Here is an 18,257-nt window from a genome sequence, read left to right on the forward strand (position 1 = left end):
GACCTTCGGGCTTGCGGTACGCATCCAAAACCATTCATGCCTCAACATGGGTCAAATGTTTCAGACGCTTCAAATCTGAAACAATCTCACCTGCGTTTTGCGACGCCTGTGCTGACCAGTAAACCTTGACTATGTTGCCAAGCGGATCAATCAGAAAAGTATTGCGTTTAGCGAATTTTACTATACCCACATTCAAAAGCGAGCAGTAACGTGCGGCCGTTTCAGCAGTCGTGTCAGCCAGTAACGCAAAAGTCAAACCGAACTTGCCTGCGAAACGATCATGGCTGCTGACTGTGTCAACGCTTACACCGACCACTTCGGCATCGAGTGTCTTCAGTTTTTCAAAATTGTCGCGAAAAGCGCACGCCTGACGCGTGCATCCCGGCGTGTCATCCTTGGGATAAAAATACAATACCAGCCATTTACCTCTGAAATCACCCAGACGTTGTGTATTACCATGCTGATCCGTCAGTTCAAAGTCAGGTGCAGCCTGGCCAAGTTTAAGCGACTCGCATTTATTTGCAAGTTTGAGTAGCCAACCTGCCAGTCCCAGTAATGCCAATAAAATTACAACAATCAACCATTCCATCAAACGCCGCTCCGTCTATTGATAACAGATTGTTAACCCAAACCATAACGCTTATCATAGGCCAATTCACACCGGGATGCCAGATACGAAAAAAATGCGGACAGGCTTCCCTTCTACCAGATACAGACTCTATTTTATATAATTACAGGCTGAGAATACTGACTATTCAAGCACTATTATTCATCGGTTAAATATCATGATTTATACTCAGAAAAAACCTGCACTGCTTATCATGGGCTTGTTAATGCTTGCCATTTGGTTTGGTGCGGACACAGGGTTATTAAACCCGGTACTGACGTACCTATCATCGGGAAAACCCTATAAATATCTGAACGAAATTAGCTCTCTGCCACTTTATTTTGGCGTCGTGGCCGTCGTCACGGGATGCTGGCATTGGCTGGGTCCACATCAAGAAGGTCAACTGGATTATTATTCCTCCACGATTGCGGGCGGCATGCTTATTCTGCTCATAACCATGTTGATACGCTGGTTCATCGCACCGCAAATCGAGGTTGTCAGCGTGGATTTTGGCTTAATCGGCAACACCGGAAAATATATTCACGAATTGCTCGGCCTTAACTACGTCGTCCTTGGCATTGTCGCTGGCATTATTATCGCCAACGTTTTCAAAGTGCCGGATTGGGCCAGGAACGGCGTTCGCCTGTCCCGGCTGGGGCTCAAAACAGGTGTCATTCTGCTCGGCGCCCTCTACAGCGCAGCCGAACTGAAAAATCTGGGAGGCCTGTCTATTATCATGATAGGTTTTTTTGTGCTGGGCTCGGTAGGTATCGTGCTATGGATAGGCTCGCGACGCAACATTTCCAATTCAATGGGCGGCGTGCTGTCAGCCGGCATGGGTGTTTGCGGGGTATCAGCCACTGTAGCAGTCGCTCCCGTCGTTCAGGCAAAGCCTGTTGAAATTGCCTATACGATTGGCACCATCTTATTGTGGGGCGTAGGCTGCATGTTTGCTTTTCCCATTATTGGCCACTTGCTGGACATGAGTCATGTACAGTTTGGTGCATGGGCTGGCACGGGCATTTTGAATTCGGCACAGGTCGCGGGTGCGGCGCTGGCTTTCCAGCCCGACGGTATAGAGACGCTGATGGTGGCTGAAATTTTCAATATCACTCGCGTCCTGATCCTACCGGTTATCGTGCTCTGGCTGGCCATCTGGTACGTCAAAAGAGAAGGCACAACCTCATCCGGAATTAACGTTGGTCACGTTATCATTACAAAATTTCCTGTGTTTGTACTGGGTTTTATCCTTATGTTTGCATTATCCACAACAGGAATGTTTGCGCCGGCCAGCCATTACCAGGGTAAATATTTCGGCAATACGCCAGCACAGGGATTCAAACAGGAGAACCTGTTAAATTCCGAACAGACCGAGCAATTGCATGCTGAAATAATTGGTATCGACAAAAATGAGCACCGCGTTGCAGTAAGCCGCTTGATCGAAAATGGAAAAATCATGACGATTGAAGATGATAATGCCATTCGCAGCATTATCAAAACCGGCACTTTGTCCGATGAAGCCATTGCCATTCTTAGCGCCGCACATGATGCGGTACGACACACCGCCAGGAAAATCGAGGCATTCCGTCAATGGATTACCTGGCTGTTTGCATTTGGATTGGTCGGCCTCGGTATGCAGATCACGGTCAGCTCAATGAAGCAGGCGGGCGGAGAACCAGCGATTATCGGTGGCATTGTCGGTTTTATCAAAGCGGCCTTGTCGCTGATTGTGGTCGTCCTGCTCATTGGTGAAACCGTATAAAATACAATTAATCACGGAGATGTTTTATGCAGAACAAAGAGATTAAAACTTTTGAACGAGGTTCAGCATTGTCGATTTTCAGCAGCGATCGTAAAGAGGATGTGATAGCCCTTATTCTGGCTTTTATTCTGGCCATGGCGATTTACTTCATCTATTAGGCAGCCGTCGATTGCCTGCTTTTTCATTCTAAGACTTTAAAACTTTCCTAACGCGATGCTGTTCAGACATATTCTGCTTGCAAGCCACGGCACTCTGGGTGCCATTGCGGCTGAAGACACGGCTTTGCAGATTTGCGCTGACAACGGAATGATCGATCACCTGATCGTAGTACCCGAATTCTGGCAAGGGATGACCGGCGATGACTGGCTCAATAACGGTGTTACCCGGGATCAGTTCCGAAACTATCTGCAAGCCGAATTGGGCAGGGAAGTCGACCAGCAATGCGAACGACTGCACCGCAAGATTTCGGCATCCGCCTGCACATACAGCAGCCTGATTCAGTTTGGCAGACCCGATCAGGCCTTGTTGCAATGCACGAAAAAGCAGACATACGATCTGGTTGTCCTTGGGTCGCCACGACCACGACGCATGTCTGATTTGATGGCGTTACGATCCAAAATGCTGACCAAACAGCTCATGACTGCCATGCAGACAGCAATGCTGATCGCACCCCACCCAAAATAACACTGCAAAAGCACCGTGATATCACAGCGCGAGAATGAAAAATTATCCACATTACACAGACCAAGCAGCTGTCAGGATGCTGCATGGGCTATTTTACACACGCCACTGGAAGCCGCTGAGCTTACACTGTTCTGTCACGATATCGAACGTTTATTTCGTATCAACCCGATGATCAATTTCAGCACATGGCATAAGACCGGTCTCAATCGCTACCATTGCACAGGCCAAAACATCAGCCAACAACCGCCATTCAATTTTGAACTGACATTTACTGTCAGGCACTTACCCGATGGTGTCCAGATCGACTACGAACAAGGCTTAAAAACCCGAACAACATTTGTTATTGAACCAGTATCACCTCCTCAGGGGAGTCAGCATCCCGGTCAAACAAAACTGACAATTACCGATTTTTATGACGGCATGTCCGAAGATGAACGCAAACAATGTTTGCACCTTGTAGACAAAAGCATCACCGCCTGGGCTGGCGATTTACAGCAGTATCTGATCAACTGGAACAAATGGTCGCGTTATCGGTTGTGGCGCACCTACATGCAGTATGTCTGGCAGCCAATGAGGCCCATGGGTCGACGCATCGTCGCCATCCTGATATGGTTGACCGTTTTCGAAATGATTTTGATTTTACTGGGTGCAGCGGTATATTATCTGGAAAATAGTCAATGACAATATTTAACGTAACGAGGATGAATCATGAATGAAGAACTTAAACCGATCGACCCGGAAATGGTTGCCTGCGAAGTGTGTTTAAAAGAAATTCCATTATCCGAAGCTAAAAGCAGCGAAGCCAGTGACTACGTTCTGCATTATTGCAGCCTGGAATGTTACGCGAAATGGAAAGAGCAACCCAAAGACAAAGAATAATAATATCAATGCTTCCCTTGCGTTCATTCACTCCGACTGCTGCCGCTGCAGTTGATTGATCTGTTCCATCAACAACTGCCGTTCTTCCTCCAATGCCCTGAAACGCGCATATAACCTGTCAAGATCTACTGTGTATTTTTCAATACGGTCTTTTCTGTCCTGCTGTTGCTGCTGCGCCTCTTCATATTTTGGTGCAGGTCCGCTTTTTATGTTGACTTCCGGATATTCCGCCAGTTGCGAACCCAGCATTTCATGTCGACGTAACTCCTGAATCATAAGAAATTGTTGATGAGCAGCCTGCGCATCCTGCTGGACGCGCATCAACGCCCGTTCCAGTTCTGAAATCTGCTGTTCCTTTTCAGTCCGGCCATCAAGGGGAAATGCCAGCAACACTAGCAACATCATTACCATGCTTGATTTCAAAACCACACCTCCTTTGTGCGTTATAACCGTTCAAACACTGCCGCAATACCCTGTCCTCCGCCTATGCACAGCGTTACGAGCGCGAATCGTCCGCCTGTGCGGTGCAGTTCATAGATCGCTTTAATCGTCAGTATTGCGCCGGTAGCGCCGATGGGATGCCCGAGCGCGACCGCACCACCGTTGGGATTGGTTTTCATCGGGTCGAAGTGCAACTCTTTTGCCACTGCGCAGGCTTGTACTGCAAATGCTTCGTTAGATTCTATAATATCGATAGCGTTCATCTTCAAATGAGCGCGCTCAAGCGCCTGCTGTACCGCCAGAACCGGCCCGATACCCATATAACGCGGGTCTACACCGGCATGCCCATAAGACACCAGACGTGCAATAGGCTTCAAATTACGTTTTTCGGCTGTTCTCCCTTCCATTAAAACAACCGCGGCCGCGCTGTCATTGATGCCGGATGCATTACCCGCCGTCACCGTGCCATCTTCGCAAAAAACCGGTTTGAGTTTCGCCATGGCCTCCAAGTCAACAGCTTCACGCGGATGTTCGTCCGTATCAAACATAGTGACGCCAGTACGCGTTTTTATTTCGACCGGCAGAATCTGCTCCTTAAAATATCCCTGACGAATTGCATGAATAGCACGTCGATGACTCTCAACCGCATAGACATCCTGCATTTCACGGCTGATTTGCCATTTGCGCGCAATGTTTTCTGCAGTAATGCCCATGTGCACATGATCAAACGGATCCGTGAGCGCGCCAACCATCATATCGACTGCACCAGTGTCCCGCATCCGCTGGCCCCAGCGCAATGCGGGCAATAAATATCCGCCACGGCTCATTGATTCCGCACCGCCAGCGATTGCGGCATCGGTATCATTAAGTGTAATTGCCTGGCTTGCAGAAATAATGGCCTGCAGGCCGCTGCCGCATACGCGATTGACGGTTAATGCTGCTGTTCGCTGTGGCAGCCCGCCATTGATACAGGCCACCCGCGCCAGATACATGTCCCGCGTTTCACTGTGAATCACATGACCGAAAACGCCATGACCAATTGTTTCGGGATCGACCGCAGCCCTGTTTACCGCTTCCCTGACAACCTGTGCGGCCAGATCAGCCGGTGCAACACCCTTGAGTGCACCGCCATAATCGCCAATCGCAGTCCGCACACCGCTCAGTACATACACTTCTCGCATGAAAATCCCTTTATTGTATTTACACGGTGTTTATGGGTATTTCAGCCGATACCCGGCAGTACGACTTTCCCCATCAATTCATTTAATCACAAAACCGACATCAAGCTCGATCTGTTTCAACCGTTTACCACTTGTTCCTCATTCAGTCTGTCTAGCTGCTCGCCCTTTATTGAGTCAGGCAGCCATTTTTCCAGCATCGCTCGCAGTTGCGCCAAAGAAAAAGGTTTCGCCAGCAAGTCATTCATACCGGCATCCAGACATTTTTGCAGATCGCCCGACAGCGCATTGGCTGTCAAAGCCACGATCGACAACTCAGCGTATTCTGGCAATTGCCGGATCAAGCGGGTAGCCTCATAGCCGTCCATAACCGGCATTTGGCAATCCATGAATATCAGATCATACTGTTGATGCTGTACCATCTGATAGGCTTCCTGACCGTTGAGTGCAAATGCTACTTCAATTCCGACATTCTGCAACATGGAACTGGCGACCTGTTGGTTCACCAGATTATCTTCCACCAATAACACCCTGCCCCGCAGTAATTTTTCCTCCTGATGCTGCAGCCTCACCGATGCCTGGTTCTCAACAGGAGCTTGCGACAGTAGATTTGCAATGACATGATAAAGATCGGCATGCCGTACAGGCTTATAAATAATACGTGCTATACCCACATTCCTGCTTTCTTCAATCTGTTCCCTGCTGGCGACTGCTGAAGCCAGCATCAACAGGCTGGGTCGGCCATATTGAGAATTTGCCTGTATGGCGTGCGCAAGCTGCAGCCCGTTCATTCCGGGCATATGCAAATCTACAATAACCAGCCGGAATAATAAATTATTCTGCATGGCCCGTTCCATAGCCTGGAGTGCCTCACCGCCATCAGCTGCACAATCAACCCGCATTTTCCAGCTTGTCAGCTGATTCATCAGAATTTCACGATTGGTCCGGTTGTCATCGACGACCAAAACCGGTACGTCGGTGAATGGTTCGCCTGCATTTTGATCAAGTATCGGCTCTAACGCCTTGTCTAATTGCGCTTCAATATAGAAACGCGATCCTTTTCCCGGACTACTGTCGACCCAGATACGGCCACCCATTAATTCTACAAGTAACCGGCAAATTGCCAAACCCAGACCTGACCCACCATACTGCCGCGTTGTTCGGGCATCCGCCTGGGAAAAATGCTCAAATATTTTTTCAATAATCTCAGGTGCGATTCCAATGCCGGTATCCTCTACACAAAACCGTATTTTGATTTGTTTTTCAGTTTCGTCTATCTTCACCGTTCGCACGATGACCTCGCCCTGCTGTGTAAATTTAATGGCATTATTGATCAGATTAATGATAATCTGCCTGAGTCTAAATGGATCGCCACGCAGATTTAATGGCGTATTCGGCGGTTTAAACTCAACTGCCAGCTCCAGCCCCTTGTTTTTAGCTTGTTGCGAAAACATGGCGACAGCGTCATCAACAAGATGCACCCAATCGAAATCGACCGACTCCAATTGCATGAAACCGGATTCTATTTTTGAAAAATCAAGGATATCGTTAATGACTGCCAGTAAGTGCTGACCGGATGTCTGCACGGATTCAGCCCAGACCATCTGCTGCGGACTCAATTCACTGTTCAGCAGCAATTCACTCATTCCAAGTACACCGTTTAACGGTGTACGGATTTCATGGCTCATGGTCGCAAGAAATTCACTTTTGGCGCGACTGGCAGTTTCCGCAGTTTCTTTGGCCGCAACCAGTTCGGTTGTACGTGCAGCAACTTCCGCTTCCAGCAGGCTTCTTCGGTTGGCCAGGCGTTTGTCTCGCTGACCAATTTGTTCCACCATATGATTAAATCCACTGGCCAGTGTATTGAGCTCCGCAATAGCGCTCTGTTCAGCGCGCACCGTAAAATCGGCCTTTCCGGAAACATGTGTTATTAATTTACTCAGTTCGGTCAATGGATTCAATACGGTCGTATTTAACCGGTACAACAAAACATGGCTAACCACCAATGCGATTGCAGCGGTTACCAGAATAACCAGCGCCAGCCATGCAGTTTGCCAGTAAATGGCGGACAAACTTGTCGCGAGATAAAAGTTTCCGTATTTTACTTGCTGGAAAAAAATTGGCGTGGTCAATCTGATATGGTTGAGCGAAATTTCCAGTGTCTTTTCAGGCAGCATCTGCAAATCCTGAGGGAAATCCTGCCTGATTTGAGAACGGGCAAACAGCTTGCGATCTTGTGTAAATACCATCGCCACCAGCACGTCATTCGAGCTGGCCAGTGTATTTAGCAATTCCTGCGCCGAACCGACATCATCGAATACCAGTGATGCAGCTATATTTTCAGCAAACGCCGTCGCCCTGGATTCATTCGATTTGATCAGCGATAACAGGTTGAGCGTAAAATTCCCTGCGATCAGCGCAACTGCAACAATAATCAGCGCAGCACCCAGGGTTATCCTGGCGATTTTCAGCAAACGCTCATTCAGCGTGGATTGAACGATTTTCTCGGTTTTTTTTTTGCTTCCCATTGAGATACCTTCACGGTCAAACCAGGCAATGATGCGCTGTCTGTGTATGAAATTAATGTGATTGTGTTCTGATATTAACGGCCAATCGTGAAAAAAAGCGAGCTTTGTCCCTTTTTGAATTGATCATACTGCTTTTAGAACTGCGCCAACAACATTAAAAACACTATAAACCAGTGACAAATCACTATTTGTGTTTCAGCAGCAGAATTCGGGCATTACTGGAAGCAACTCATTATGTAAAAGAAATACTGCGCAAATCCATCAATCCAGTATATATGGCAACGTGCCAATAATAAGTTCCGGGCCACCGGGTTTACGCCAGAAAAGACTACCTGCATTAATGCTGTTTTGCTGTATGACTGCAAGTACATCATACCCACCTTCAACTGAAGGTACAGCATTCACAATAGTGCCACAGGATTGATCCTGCATTTCTGTACTGAACACATCATCCCCATCGTTCACGGGCTCACCTGTCGCGATCTTTGCCAAACACATGCGACGCTTGAGCTTACCGAGAAATTGTGTACGTGCTACAATTTCCTGACCCGGATAACATCCTTTTTTAAAACTGACGCCGCCAATGATATCCAGATTGATCATTTGCGGCAGAAACTGCTCCTGTGTTGCCGTAGTAATAACAGGAACGCCTTCGTGTATTTCCCGCCAGCGCCAACAGGCTGCGCCCGCAGGACGGGCATTGCCATTGAATAAACACCATAATTCCTGTGCATCCTTCTCAGAAACGATCAACTCGAAACGGTCGGGTGCATGACATATCACATGGGCATGTTCGCTGTGGATGATTTTCAACGCTGAACCGTTATCCAGGTCGAGCCTGGTACCAGCAATTGACGCGACAAGCTTATTGGCCTGTGCGCCCGCAATGCCCATACGCACGTATTGCCCGCTGCGATCATGAATATCAACTTTCGATCGCAATACGAACATGGATAGCCGTTTCTGAATTGATGCGCACAGATCCATGGGAAGCTGAAGCAGCCATTCACCGTCTATATCCATAATGATGAAATTCGCGAGTACGCGGCCTTTTGGTGTGCAGTAACTGCCATACTTCGCCTGATCTGCGCTGACTTCTCTGACATCGCAGCTTAGCTGATTCTGCAGAAACACGCCCGCATCCGCGCCTGAAAGACCTAACAAACCATAGTGCGACAGATCGACCAGTATCGTACCTGCCTGTGTATGCGCCAGCTCCGATACCGGATCGCCAAAATGTACGACTTGCCCGTTCTCGATCAAGGCTTGCTGGGCTCGTAGAAAATTACGCCAGTTTTCCTGCATGTGCTCAATATATCAGAATTTCTCAAGGGAGCTGATTATACGGCTATTCACATTGAAGCAAAACATCATGCGTTCAATGTCAGAATTACTGCGATAGCATTTTGTTTGTATACTGTAACAAGTTTGAGGTATAACAAAGCCTTTGCGCACACGAACCCGAGATACACGATTATGGAGCAAATGGTTCAGGCGATTGAAAATTCGACAACGCCGATCGGGCATATTGAAGAGGTTCACGGTCCGGTTGTTGATATTGTCTGCGAGCGCCTGCCACCACTGCACCAGGCCTTGTTCTGCAATTCAGACCATCAGCACTACCTGTTCGAGGTGTACCGTCACCTGGACGCCCAGCGCGCCCGCGCCATTGCGCTGCATTCGACCAGTGGCCTGAAACGTGGAATAACTGTTTTCGACAGCGGCGGACCTTTACGCGTTCCGGTCACACAGGATTGTCTGAGCCGCATACTTGACATGTTCGGTATGCCTCTTGATGACAAACCGCCACTGAAAACAACGGAAATGCGCAACATTATCGCACCGCCGGCGTTGCTTTCTGAAACGGTGCCTGCGTCCGAGATCCTCGAATCCGGAATCAAGGTCATCGATTTACTGTGCCCGTTTATCAAAGGTGGAAAAACCGGGCTGTTCGGTGGCGCCGGCGTGGGCAAAACCGTGCTGATCATGGAATTCATGCATGCGATTGTCAACTTGCATCAGGGTGTGTCGGTTTTTGCCGGCGTTGGTGAACGCATTCGCGAAGGACATGAATTGTGGCATGAAATGCGCGAGGCCGGCGTCATGCCGCAAACGCTCATGCTGTTTGGACAAATGGACGAGTCACCGGGTATTCGTTTCCGCGTGGGACTGTCAGCCCTGACTTATGCCGAATATTTGCGTGATTCCATGCACAAGGAAATCCTGTTGCTGATGGACAACGTTTTTCGTTTTGTACAGGCTGGCAGTGAAATTTCCGGTCTGCTCGGGCGCATGCCGGCCACGGTAGGTTATCAACCGACACTGATGAGCGAAGTCGCGGAGCTGCAGGAACGCATTATTTCAACACACAGAGGCAATATCACAGCTGTAGAAGCCGTTTACGTGCCTGCTGACGACATGACGGATCCGGCCGTCAGCACAATCCTGTCACACCTTGACACCACGATCATTCTGTCGCGCAATCAGGCCGCCAAAGGTATTTACCCTGCTGTTGATCCGCTTTCTTCATCCAGCAAAATGATGGACCGGGTGTTTCTGGGTAATCGCCATTATGAAGTCGCAGAACGCGTGCGCGAACATCTGGCACGGTACCAGGAACTTGAAGACATGATCGCAATGATGGGCATGGAAGCGCTGTCTGAAAAAGATCAGCGCATTGTGATGCGCGCACGCAAACTGCAACGCTACTTGACACAACCTTTTCACGTTATGGGATCGCACAGCGGCATTCAGGGCGCATCGGTCAAGCTGGAACAGACTTTGACCGATTGCGAGGCTTTCCTGCGCGGTGATTTCGATACCGTTCCGGAAGAACAATGTTATATGCGAGGTACCATGGGAGCACTGTCATGAGAACGTTCACTTTGCACCTGCAAAGCGCGACGCAATATACCGTGATAAAACAAGCCACCAGCTTTGTCGGTGCGGATGCATCGGGCAGCTTTGGTATTCTTGCAGGCCACGCGCGCATGATGACTGCACTGGGCTACGGCCTTGCGCGTTACCAGACCCGTAATGGCGACTGGTACTATCTTGCATTTCCGGGCGGAATTCTTTACTTTCTTGATAATCAACTGTATCTCAATTCGCGGCGTTTTTTGTGCGACAGTGATTATGAACGTATCAGCGCCGGACTCATGCAGCAGTTACTGGCGGAAGAGCAGGCACTGCAAACGATAAAAAACAGCCTGAATCAACTTGAACAGGAAATGTTCCGCCGCCTGTGGGAAATAAAGCGAAGCGGCGCTCATTTATAGGCAATAGAGCAATGAACGACAGGCAGTTAAGAAAAACTGTTGAAAAACAGATCAAGCGGATGAAAAAGGCCGAAAAGGAACGATCGACGCTCATCGCACAAACAATCTTCATGGGTACATTGTCATTATTGTTCATATTACCGGTCCTGGCGGGAATTTACCTCGGCATCTGGCTGGACGACCGGACGGATGGCTATTCCATCCACTGGACAATAGGTTTAATGCTACTCGGCATTATTATTGGCGTTGTTAATGTTTACCTGTTCGTGCGAGAACACAAATAATGGAAACAACCGCTACCGCATTCTATATCGGACCTTTCGGCATTACTTCCATCGTCATCACGACATGGGGAATCATGCTGGGGCTTGGTGTCTTTTGCTGGCTGGCCACCAGAAACCTGTCACTTGAACCCGGCCCCATGCAAACGTTACTGGAAGGCATTATTTCGGCCAGCGAAGCCGCCATACAAATCGTATTACCTGAACATGCGCGCGAACTGCTGCCGTTTATTACAACCTTGTGGATTTATCTTGTGATAGCCAATCTGACCGGCCTGATTCCACTGTTGCACTCGCCAACCGGCAATCTGTCCGTCACAGCCGGTCTCGCGCTGCTGGTCTTCTTGTCAGTACACTGGTTTGGCATCTACCACAACGGCATCCGCCACTATTTGAAACATTACTTAAGTCCAACACCCCTGTTGCTGCCTTTTCATGTGATCAGTGAAGCAACGCGCACAATCGCACTGGCCGTACGTTTGTTTGGCAATATCATGAGCCTGGAGCTGGTGGCGCTGCTGGTATTAATCGTCGCCGGGTTACTGGTGCCGATTCCATTACTCATGCTGCATATTATCGAAGCATTGGTACAGGCTTATATTTTCGGAATGCTGGCACTGATTTATGTTGCCGGCGCTATGCAATCTCAATATAGTAAAAAGGAAAACGACAATGAGTGACATGGCCTGGTTTACCATACTTTCTACCGTATGCGCTGCGCTGGCTGTTGCTATCGGCATGATGCTACCGGCGCATGCAATGGGACGCACAATCAGCCAGGCGCTTGACGCACTCGCCCGCCAGCCCGAAGCTGAAAAATCCATTATTCGTACATTGTTTATCGGTCTGGCAATGATCGAATCGCTGGCAATTTATGTACTCGTAGTAGTGCTGATTATTCTGTTCCGCAATCCGTTGCTGGAATATCTCGTTCAATAACTCTCGACAGTATTCGTACACAGCAGATGGATTTCGACTGGACCACATTTACTCTTGAGGTTATCAATTTTCTGATTCTGATCTGGATCCTGAAACGGTTTCTTTATCAACCCGTATTAAATATTATCGATAAACGACGCGCCGATATCGATCAGGCCATGGCGGATGCAAAACGCATTGAAGCAGAAGCCGTTTCACTCAAAAAGCAGAACGAACAATATCTGATCGAGTGGGAAAATCAAAAGGAAGCAGCACATGCACAGCTGGCTGCGGAACTGGCAGAAATTCGCAAGAAAAAACTTGCCGAACTGAATCAGAAATTCGATGAAGAAACTGATCGCCGTCGAATACTTGAAGAGCGCCGACGCATCGAATATGAAAAAAAGATTGAAGAAAAAGCGATTGCGCAAGGTACCAAATTTGTCAGCAGGCTACTGTCGCGGCTGGCAACACCCGAACTCGAAACACACCTGTTTGCATTACTGCTTGAAGATCTTGCCAATCTTGATGAAGCGGATAAGCGTGTCATTTCTGAAGCAGTTACTGACCATGCAACATCTATACTGGTACAAAGTGCCTTTCCTCTGACAGACACTCAAAAACAGACCCTGTCCAGCGTTTTGTGTGAACCATACCAGACCGGATTCTCCATTGATTTTCAATGTAATGACACGTTGCTGGCCGGTTTCCAAATAACAGTCGGTCCCTGGGTATTACATGCCAATTTACGTGACGAACTGAAGTTTTTCAGTCAACCGCTGCAGCATGAAAAATAAAACCCCTTCGTCCAAGGCACAGCTAGTTGAATCTCCGATGACCAGACGAGCCGACTGGTTGTCCCGATATTCCTACAGGTTGCGCCTGTCTGAACAAGGCACGGTCATTTCAGTCGGTGACGGCATAGCCTGGATCAGCGGATTACCGTCCGCTTGCCTGGACGAAATGGTTCGCCTTGCAGATGGCAGCACCGCCCAGATTTTTCATCTGGGACGTAACCGGGTAGGTGCTATCCTGTTGGAGCAAACGGCCCGACTCACCGCTGGCACATCTGTTTTTCTAACAGGCAACCGTTTGCGAATTGGCACCGGGGATATATTACTGGGTCGTGTTATCGACCCGCTGGGCAGACCTCTGGATGGCGCGGGTTCGTTAACATTCGACGCGTACCGCTTACTGGATATGCGCTCACCGCCAATTATTGCACGCGATTTTGTTTCCCAACCCATCTACACCGGAAACAAAATCATTGACACACTCATTCCCGTAGGCAAAGGCCAGCGTCAGTTGATCATCGGCGATAACGGCTGCGGAAAAAGTACACTTGCAATCGATACCGTCATCAATCAACGCGGAAAAGAAGTTTGCTGCGTGTATGTACTCATCGGTCAGAAGCGCTCTGCCGTTGCCAGCACTATTGACTTGCTGCGCCGATCAGGCGCCTTGGCTTACACCGTGGTTGTCGTTGCCGAGGCAAACGCCATGCCGGGACTGAAATATCTGGCACCTTTTGCCGGGTGTACAGTCGCCGAAGCCTGGATGACACAGGGGCGCGACACGTTGATTGTGTATGACGATCTCAGTACACATGCGCGCAGTTATCGTGAATTGTCCCTGTTATTACGCAGACCGCCTGGGCGTGAGGCCTACCCGGGGGATATATTTTACTTGCATTCTCGTCTGTTGGAACGCTCAACGCGCCTTTCAGCCAATCAGGGTGGTGGAAGCATGACAGCCTTGCCCATCATTGAAACTGAACAGGGCGAAATTGCCACGTATATCCCCACTAATCTAATCTCGATTACTGACGGCCAGATCTATTTGGATCATCGCCTTTTTGTGCGCGGTTTTTTACCCGCAATTGATGTCACCCGTTCGGTCTCGCGTATCGGCGGCAAAGCGCAGCACCCGGTGATAAAAAAGGAAGCCGGACGTATGAAACTGGATTATCTGCAATTTCTGGAACTGGAGATTTTCACGCGCTTCGGCACCAAGCTGGATAAAAGCATGGAAAAACGGATACAGCGTGGGCAACTCCTTCGCGAAATCCTCAAACAGGAATCGCTGTCTCCAGTAACCATCGAATTTCAACTGGCATGGCTGATTGCCTACAATGAAGATTTATTCGATACAATCCCGCAAGAACACATCAAGTCCGCACTGAAATATCTGCAGGAACAAGTGGACAACTCGGATCTGAATATTGATTCAGGACGCGATCAATGGAAGCGGCTTATCAACGCCTGGTTAAAACAGTATCGCAATGAGCAAGCGGCATGATATAAAAACACATATTGGCACCCTGGGTGAAATAAAAGGAATCCTAAGCGCCATGAAAAATCTGGCGCTTCTGGAAATCCGCAAGCTGGATGTTTTTTTGTCTACCCAGCACCGAGTGATCACCAGTATCGAATCCTTATCACACGATTTTCTCGGTTTTTATAGGCACCTGCAAACTGTACCGGACGATTTCGAGCATCTTTGGATTGTGATCGGCTCAGAGCGTGGTTTTTGTGGCGACTTTAATAAAATGTTAACCGAGTTTGTACAAACTCATGATAACCTGGACGATAATTCGCTGCTCGTAATTGTCGGGAATCAGTTGCTGACCAAATTTACAGATGATAGGCGCGTGGTGGCAAGTATCAGCGGTCACAGCGTATCCGAAGAAATCCAGGTTACATTGCTGCACCTGGCGGAGATACTCAACCAGTTACAGCAGCAATTCAAATTTGAAAAAATTGGCCGGATCAGTGCTGTCTATCATGATAATTATGAAAAAGCAGTAAGATTCCGGCAATTACTGCCACTCGAAACACCACAGAAAGCACCCGATTTCGCATACCCACCGCAGCTGCAATTAAAACCCTCTCAATTTTTGGCGCAATTGACCGATCAGTACCTGTATGCTGCACTGCACCAGATATTTTATTCATCCCTGATGGTGGAAAACCACATGCGCCTGGAACATATGGAAAACGCCATACATCGTCTGGAAAAAAACGTGGAAAAATTACAATTGCAATATAACAAGGTACGACAGGAAGAAATTACCGAAGAGATAGAGATCATTCTGCTCAGTGCAGAGGCATTATCAGATACACAGACGTCCGCACCTCCCCGGCATTCACAGTAATCCACGTCGCGCGCTGACAACCATCTCTTGCCAAACGAAACATCAGACATATGAAAAATAGTATACTGGCGCAACAAATAGACAAGGCCGCACAAAACCGTAGTCGATTCCTTACTTGAGAAACAATAACAAGCTGTTATAGGTAGCCATATGAAATCAACTATTTCAAGCCCTCCATGGTATTTTCGTCTGGGAAAATGGATGATCAGGAATCATATTCGGGGCGGTTACCGCCTGCTGAATACTGCCGGAAATCTGGGACTGCTCGATAAAACCGCAGAATACCGGTTGAATGAACGCATCACGATCAATGTTCCACTCAACCGCTCAGGCACATGGTGGGATGGGGAGGATGTTTTGCAATACGATGCACCAACCGTCCGGTTGCTTGCCAGCACAATCGATACACTTGCTGACCCCGCTGTATTTGTCGATTGTGGCGCAGATATCGGCATGATGTCGTTACTTACAGCAATCCACACCGACAACATAGAACGCTTCATCGCGATCGAACCAAATAAAAAAGCCTTTGACATCCTGACTGAGAATTATCGCCGACTGCCAGTCGCTTCAGAAGCAAAATTTGGTGCAATAGGTCGCATCAAGGGCACAGGCAAGCTGAACAGTCCCGATTATCTGCCGGACGACGATCATGCCCGATTCATCTCTGAGTCAAAAGACGGCGATATTCCAATATATACCATAGACGACCTGGGGATAGCGCCACAGAAAAGTGTAGTTTTGAAGCTCGATGTCGAGGGCAGCGAACTGGACGCCATATTGGGCGCCACCAACACACTGGCCAATGCCAGAAAATTTGTAGTGGACCTGGAAGCACACCCATTGGTTGCCAAGAGAACACATATCGACCCGATTGAAATACTGCGTCAGCTGAACGAAATTAAACCCTGTCAGTTTACAATCTGCGAGAAACCCGAAATTACTCTGCAACTGGATAAAGATTTTTTTTCACAGGTCGAAACAGTCAACTACGACATCATCGCAGTTTCCAAATAATTAATTCCAATCCTTTCAAGACATAACGCAGTTATTTGTTTATTCAATGTCACAATTTCCTGCAGTGGACATAAAAGCTAAGGTACTGTCCGGGCTTCGCTGGACGATTAGCGCCCGTTTTGCCAGTCAATTAATCAGCTGGATGGCTACCATCTTTGTGATAAGGCTGTTGAATCCAGAGGATTACGGTTTGCTCGCCATGGCAACTGTTTTTATTTCGTTTCTGGTTTTACTGAACACACTGGGTCTGGACGCACCACTGGTACAAAAAAAAGATCTGACCGAGGAAGAGCGGCGGCGCATTTTCGGTGTGATTATCGTAGCGAATTTGACTATTTTCACCGGTCTGTTTCTTTCTGCACCGTTCATTGCGTCATTCTTTGACGAACCATCTTTGACTGCAATCGTCAGAGTACTGTCAACCACGTTCCTGATCGATATTTTCATGACGTTGCCCCTCGCAACACTGGACAGGGAAATTGCCTTCAAGCATCGATCGATTATTGAGTTTGTTACTACAATTGTATCCAGCCTGTCCACTCTGGCACTGGCTTATTATGGGTTTGGTGTCTGGTCTCTGGTTTATGGTTCGCTGTTATCGCATCTCTTAAAAACGATTGGGCTCAATCTGATTGCGCCTAGCTGGTGCAAGCCCGACTTCTCCCTGACCGGTCTAAAATCCCTGTTTTTATTTGGCAGTTTCGTGACGCTGGAACGCGGTTTATGGCATATCCATTCTGAATCCGATAAACTGATCGGCGGCCGTATCATGGGAGCCGACCTTCTGGGATACTTTGCCGTTGCTTCACATCTGGCGTCATTCCCGATTCAGAAGCTTTCCAGCCTGATCCAGTCCATAGCTTTCCCTGCCTTCTCGAAAGCCAAGCAGATTACTGACAAAACCGGCATATATTTCCTGAAAGCCAGCCAGGTGGCCAGTGTCATTACATTTCCTGTCTTTTTGGGGATTTCATGCATAGCGCCCGAACTGGTTAAAATTTTTCTGGGCGAAAAATGGGAGCCGGCAATCCTTCCCTTACAGATTCTGGTACTTGTCATGCCATTTCGAGCACTAGGCAACATTATTACACCTTTACTATGGGGAATTGGCATGCCACGGGTCAGCGCAACCAATCTGCTAATCGCTGCCATCGTTATGCCGATCGCTTTCTTGATCGGTTCTCAGTGGGGTCCGGTTGGACTCAGCCTCTGCTGGATACTTGTTTTTCCCTTCATCTACCTAGTGTACCTGGTCAGAACCTGCCCACTCATTGGAATTAAAATAACCGATTGTTTAAAAACAATTACCGGGCCAATGATCTCAAGTATTCTTATGTATCTGTGCGTGACCTCCATTAATCCATACCTGTTCGGATCATCGGGCGACATACCGCATTTGATGCAATTGATTGCGATCGGTGCAGTTACCTATCTATCTGTAATGCTGGCTTTCTTTCGTAACGATTTACTCACGGCGCTCAATTCGCTCAGAAACTAGAACTATCTGTTTTTTCAACTCTATCAACTGTC

General features: G+C 48.2%; 20 protein-coding genes. 15 read left to right on the plus strand and 5 right to left on the minus strand.

The features are described from left to right. Positions 1–34 precede the first annotated feature (34 nt). Positions 35–589, minus strand: a complete 555-nt coding sequence (locus tag BMX44_RS00660) for a peroxiredoxin (RefSeq protein ID WP_090627003.1) — start codon at positions 587–589, stop codon at positions 35–37. A 196-nt stretch (positions 590–785) separates the two neighbouring features. Here BMX44_RS00660 and BMX44_RS00665 point away from each other — a divergent pair, with 196 nt between their 5' ends. The 5 genes from BMX44_RS00665 to BMX44_RS00680 are packed head-to-tail and all read left to right on the plus strand — an operon-like array spanning position 786 to position 3,932. Next, positions 786–2,369 carry a YeiH family protein gene (locus BMX44_RS00665; RefSeq protein WP_090627004.1) on the plus strand — a complete coding sequence of 528 codons (1,584 nt, stop codon included), beginning with the start codon at positions 786–788 and terminating at the stop codon, positions 2,367–2,369. A 26-nt stretch (positions 2,370–2,395) separates the two neighbouring features. After that, positions 2,396–2,527, plus strand: coding sequence for a hypothetical protein (locus BMX44_RS17360; protein ID WP_281246227.1), 132 nt, complete (start codon positions 2,396–2,398; stop codon positions 2,525–2,527). A gap of 55 nt (positions 2,528–2,582) precedes the next feature. Continuing rightward, positions 2,583–3,053, plus strand: a complete 471-nt coding sequence (locus BMX44_RS00670; protein ID WP_090627006.1) for a universal stress protein — start codon at positions 2,583–2,585, stop codon at positions 3,051–3,053. A gap of 15 nt (positions 3,054–3,068) precedes the next feature. Beyond that, positions 3,069–3,734, plus strand: coding sequence for a hypothetical protein (locus BMX44_RS00675; protein WP_090627008.1), 666 nt, complete (start codon positions 3,069–3,071; stop codon positions 3,732–3,734). 27 nt (positions 3,735–3,761) lie between these two features. After that, on the plus strand, positions 3,762–3,932 hold the full coding sequence (locus BMX44_RS00680; protein WP_090627009.1) for a DUF3330 domain-containing protein: 171 nt from the start codon (positions 3,762–3,764) through the stop codon (positions 3,930–3,932). Positions 3,933–3,959: 27 nt separating this feature from the next. Here the strand turns inward: BMX44_RS00680 and BMX44_RS00685 are convergent, their stop codons facing one another. From BMX44_RS00685 to ygfZ, 4 genes are all read right to left on the minus strand, one after another. Continuing rightward, positions 3,960–4,355, minus strand: a complete 396-nt coding sequence (locus BMX44_RS00685; protein WP_143056855.1) for a hypothetical protein — start codon at positions 4,353–4,355, stop codon at positions 3,960–3,962. A 20-nt stretch (positions 4,356–4,375) separates the two neighbouring features. After that, the gene (locus BMX44_RS00690) at positions 4,376–5,554 is read right to left on the minus strand and encodes an acetyl-CoA C-acyltransferase family protein (protein WP_090627013.1); all 1,179 of its coding nucleotides are present in this window, start codon (positions 5,552–5,554) and stop codon (positions 4,376–4,378) included. Positions 5,555–5,670: 116 nt separating this feature from the next. After that, on the minus strand, positions 5,671–8,079 hold the full coding sequence (locus tag BMX44_RS00695) for a response regulator (protein WP_090627015.1): 2,409 nt from the start codon (positions 8,077–8,079) through the stop codon (positions 5,671–5,673). 261 nt (positions 8,080–8,340) lie between these two features. Further along, positions 8,341–9,384: a CAF17-like 4Fe-4S cluster assembly/insertion protein YgfZ gene (gene ygfZ, locus BMX44_RS00700; protein ID WP_090627017.1), complete on the minus strand. Its 1,044-nt coding sequence runs from the start codon at positions 9,382–9,384 to the stop codon at positions 8,341–8,343. Positions 9,385–9,555: 171 nt separating this feature from the next. Between ygfZ and atpD the strand changes: the two genes are divergently transcribed. The 10 genes from atpD to BMX44_RS00750 all read left to right on the plus strand — a co-directional run bounded on the left by atpD (position 9,556) and on the right by BMX44_RS00750 (position 18,225). Next, positions 9,556–10,953: a F0F1 ATP synthase subunit beta gene (gene atpD, locus BMX44_RS00705; protein WP_090627244.1), complete on the plus strand. Its 1,398-nt coding sequence runs from the start codon at positions 9,556–9,558 to the stop codon at positions 10,951–10,953. Next, positions 10,950–11,357 carry a F0F1 ATP synthase subunit delta/epsilon gene (locus tag BMX44_RS00710; protein ID WP_090627018.1) on the plus strand — a complete coding sequence of 136 codons (408 nt, stop codon included), beginning with the start codon at positions 10,950–10,952 and terminating at the stop codon, positions 11,355–11,357. The genes atpD and BMX44_RS00710 overlap by 4 nt, the downstream gene beginning before the upstream one ends. 11 nt (positions 11,358–11,368) lie before the next feature. Continuing rightward, positions 11,369–11,641: an AtpZ/AtpI family protein gene (locus BMX44_RS00715; protein WP_090627020.1), complete on the plus strand. Its 273-nt coding sequence runs from the start codon at positions 11,369–11,371 to the stop codon at positions 11,639–11,641. Continuing rightward, on the plus strand, positions 11,641–12,318 hold the full coding sequence (locus tag BMX44_RS00720) for a F0F1 ATP synthase subunit A (RefSeq protein ID WP_090627022.1): 678 nt from the start codon (positions 11,641–11,643) through the stop codon (positions 12,316–12,318). The genes BMX44_RS00715 and BMX44_RS00720 overlap by 1 nt, the downstream gene beginning before the upstream one ends. Continuing rightward, entirely contained in the window at positions 12,311–12,577 is a 267-nt protein-coding gene (locus tag BMX44_RS00725) for an ATP synthase subunit c family protein (RefSeq protein WP_090627023.1), read from the plus strand. Before BMX44_RS00720 ends, BMX44_RS00725 begins: the two co-directional genes overlap by 8 nt. A 26-nt stretch (positions 12,578–12,603) precedes the next feature. Continuing rightward, on the plus strand, positions 12,604–13,353 hold the full coding sequence (locus BMX44_RS00730) for a F0F1 ATP synthase subunit delta (RefSeq protein WP_090627025.1): 750 nt from the start codon (positions 12,604–12,606) through the stop codon (positions 13,351–13,353). Next, on the plus strand, positions 13,343–14,854 hold the full coding sequence (locus BMX44_RS00735) for a F0F1 ATP synthase subunit alpha (RefSeq protein ID WP_090627027.1): 1,512 nt from the start codon (positions 13,343–13,345) through the stop codon (positions 14,852–14,854). Before BMX44_RS00730 ends, BMX44_RS00735 begins: the two co-directional genes overlap by 11 nt. Next, complete coding sequence (locus tag BMX44_RS00740; protein WP_090627029.1) at positions 14,838–15,710, plus strand: F0F1 ATP synthase subunit gamma; 873 nt, start codon at positions 14,838–14,840, stop codon at positions 15,708–15,710. The genes BMX44_RS00735 and BMX44_RS00740 overlap by 17 nt, the downstream gene beginning before the upstream one ends. Before the next feature lie 150 nt (positions 15,711–15,860). Continuing rightward, positions 15,861–16,727 carry an FkbM family methyltransferase gene (locus tag BMX44_RS00745; protein WP_090627031.1) on the plus strand — a complete coding sequence of 289 codons (867 nt, stop codon included), beginning with the start codon at positions 15,861–15,863 and terminating at the stop codon, positions 16,725–16,727. Positions 16,728–16,773: 46 nt separating this feature from the next. Then, positions 16,774–18,225 carry a lipopolysaccharide biosynthesis protein gene (locus tag BMX44_RS00750; protein WP_090627032.1) on the plus strand — a complete coding sequence of 484 codons (1,452 nt, stop codon included), beginning with the start codon at positions 16,774–16,776 and terminating at the stop codon, positions 18,223–18,225. Positions 18,226–18,257 lie beyond the last annotated feature (32 nt).

It is taken from the genome of Nitrosomonas marina, assembly GCF_900110145.1.
Taxonomy (GTDB): Bacteria; Pseudomonadota; Gammaproteobacteria; order Burkholderiales; family Nitrosomonadaceae; genus Nitrosomonas; species Nitrosomonas marina.

Bases quoted from the DNA above. Each gene is read 5' to 3' on its own strand.
- BMX44_RS00715 (WP_090627020.1), top strand. From the start codon at position 11,369: ATGAACGACAGGCAGTTAAGAAAAACTGTTGAAAAACAGATCAAGCGG.
- BMX44_RS00725 (WP_090627023.1), top strand. From the start codon at position 12,311: ATGAGTGACATGGCCTGGTTTACCATACTTTCTACCGTATGCGCTGCG.
- BMX44_RS00695 (WP_090627015.1), bottom strand. From the start codon at position 8,079: ATGGGAAGCAAAAAAAAAACCGAGAAAATCGTTCAATCCACGCTGAAT.
- BMX44_RS00740 (WP_090627029.1), top strand. From the start codon at position 14,838: ATGAGCAAGCGGCATGATATAAAAACACATATTGGCACCCTGGGTGAA.
- BMX44_RS00680 (WP_090627009.1), top strand. From the start codon at position 3,762: ATGAATGAAGAACTTAAACCGATCGACCCGGAAATGGTTGCCTGCGAA.
- BMX44_RS17360 (WP_281246227.1), top strand. From the start codon at position 2,396: ATGCAGAACAAAGAGATTAAAACTTTTGAACGAGGTTCAGCATTGTCG.
- BMX44_RS00730 (WP_090627025.1), top strand. From the start codon at position 12,604: ATGGATTTCGACTGGACCACATTTACTCTTGAGGTTATCAATTTTCTG.
- BMX44_RS00720 (WP_090627022.1), top strand. From the start codon at position 11,641: ATGGAAACAACCGCTACCGCATTCTATATCGGACCTTTCGGCATTACT.
- atpD (WP_090627244.1), top strand. From the start codon at position 9,556: ATGGAGCAAATGGTTCAGGCGATTGAAAATTCGACAACGCCGATCGGG.
- BMX44_RS00735 (WP_090627027.1), top strand. From the start codon at position 13,343: ATGAAAAATAAAACCCCTTCGTCCAAGGCACAGCTAGTTGAATCTCCG.
- BMX44_RS00660 (WP_090627003.1), bottom strand. From the start codon at position 589: ATGGAATGGTTGATTGTTGTAATTTTATTGGCATTACTGGGACTGGCA.
- BMX44_RS00710 (WP_090627018.1), top strand. From the start codon at position 10,950: ATGAGAACGTTCACTTTGCACCTGCAAAGCGCGACGCAATATACCGTG.
- BMX44_RS00670 (WP_090627006.1), top strand. From the start codon at position 2,583: ATGCTGTTCAGACATATTCTGCTTGCAAGCCACGGCACTCTGGGTGCC.
- BMX44_RS00665 (WP_090627004.1), top strand. From the start codon at position 786: ATGATTTATACTCAGAAAAAACCTGCACTGCTTATCATGGGCTTGTTA.
- BMX44_RS00750 (WP_090627032.1), top strand. From the start codon at position 16,774: ATGTCACAATTTCCTGCAGTGGACATAAAAGCTAAGGTACTGTCCGGG.
- ygfZ (WP_090627017.1), bottom strand. From the start codon at position 9,384: ATGCAGGAAAACTGGCGTAATTTTCTACGAGCCCAGCAAGCCTTGATC.
- BMX44_RS00690 (WP_090627013.1), bottom strand. From the start codon at position 5,554: ATGCGAGAAGTGTATGTACTGAGCGGTGTGCGGACTGCGATTGGCGAT.
- BMX44_RS00745 (WP_090627031.1), top strand. From the start codon at position 15,861: ATGAAATCAACTATTTCAAGCCCTCCATGGTATTTTCGTCTGGGAAAA.